Origin of the sequence: Nocardioides sp. zg-DK7169 (assembly GCF_013155365.1) — a bacterium.
GTDB lineage: Bacteria > Actinomycetota > Actinomycetes > Propionibacteriales > Nocardioidaceae > Nocardioides.
This window is the reverse complement of record NZ_JABJRA010000027.1, coordinates 1-1139: the sequence shown is the minus strand read 5'-3', so window position 1 is coordinate 1139 and position 1139 is coordinate 1. Positions and strand designations below refer to the sequence as shown.

The window sequence follows — 1139 nt, the reverse complement described above, 5'->3', positions numbered from 1 at the left end:
GCGGCGGCCTCAGGTGGTCGGTGCAACATCCAGTAGTTCGCGGAGCCTATCGGCGGGGGTGTCCCAGTCGAGGGTCTGTCGGGGTCGGATGTTGAGGAGGCGTTCCATCTCGGCGATGTCCTCGTCGCTGACCTGGTTGAAGTCAGTTCCCTTGGAGTGGAAGTCGCGCACGAGGCCGTTGGTGTTCTCGTTGGTGCCGCGTTGCCAGGGGCTGTGCGGGTCCGCGAAGTAGACCCCGCACCCGGTGGCCAGGGTGAACGTCGCGTGCGTGGCCATCTCGCTGCCCTGGTCCCAAGTCAGCGACCGGCGCAGCGACTCGGGCAGGCTGCTCATCATCTCCACGAGCGTGGCCGCGACCGTGGCAGCGTCGTGGGTCATCGGTAGCCGCCGGATCAAGGCGTATCTGGTGGCGCGCTCGACCAGCGTGACCAAGGCCGACTTACCACCGGCACCGATGACCAGGTCGCCCTCCCAGTGGCCCGGTACAGCTCGGTCGGCGGCCTCGGGCGGGCGCTGGCTGATGTGAGCCTCGGCCCCGATCCAGGACCGGCCCCCACGCGAGGGCAGCTTCGATCGCGGTCGCCGAGTGCTACGACCCGAACGCAGCGCCTTCTCCAGCGCCAGCTCCTCACGCAACGATCCTTTGCCCTGCACGTAGAGGGCTTGGTAGATCGTCTCGTGGCTCACCTGCATATCGTCGCGCCCCGGATAGGCCCGGCGTAGATCATGACTGACCTGTTCAGGAGAGAACCGGTCGCGCAGCCGATGCAGCACCGCAGCACGCAACTCGCCGCCCTCGCCCAGCCTGACCGGTTTGGGCCGCGAGCGGCGCGCCAGCGTCATCGCCTGCGCGCCCGCGGCCTGGTAGCGGCCGTCGTGGGTATTACGCGCCAGCTCGCGTCCCACCGTGCTGGGTGAACTCCCAACTCGGTCGCGATCCTCGCCGGGCAGCGCCCCTCACTTCGGCGGATCTGGATCAACGCCCGCCCGGCCTGCGTCAACCGCCCGTGCTGATCGACCCAATCGCCCTCGATCGAGGGCGTTCTCGCCCCGACGACCCCACCGTGGCGTCCCCTGCGCATCTGCATGCCCGCGAGCCTGGACCACTCCCGCAGCGTGCCCCGATCAATCCCGACCAG

The 1139-nt window shown here is 68.9% G+C and carries 1 protein-coding gene; it reads right to left on the bottom strand.

Going from position 1 to position 1139, the window contains the following annotated elements; translation table 11 throughout:
* Positions 1 to 9: 9 nt before the first annotated feature.
* A complete protein-coding gene (locus HOQ23_RS20455; RefSeq protein WP_172217483.1) occupies positions 10 to 906 on the bottom strand; it encodes an IS30 family transposase in 897 nt (298 codons plus the stop codon).
* Positions 907 to 1139 lie beyond the last annotated feature (233 nt).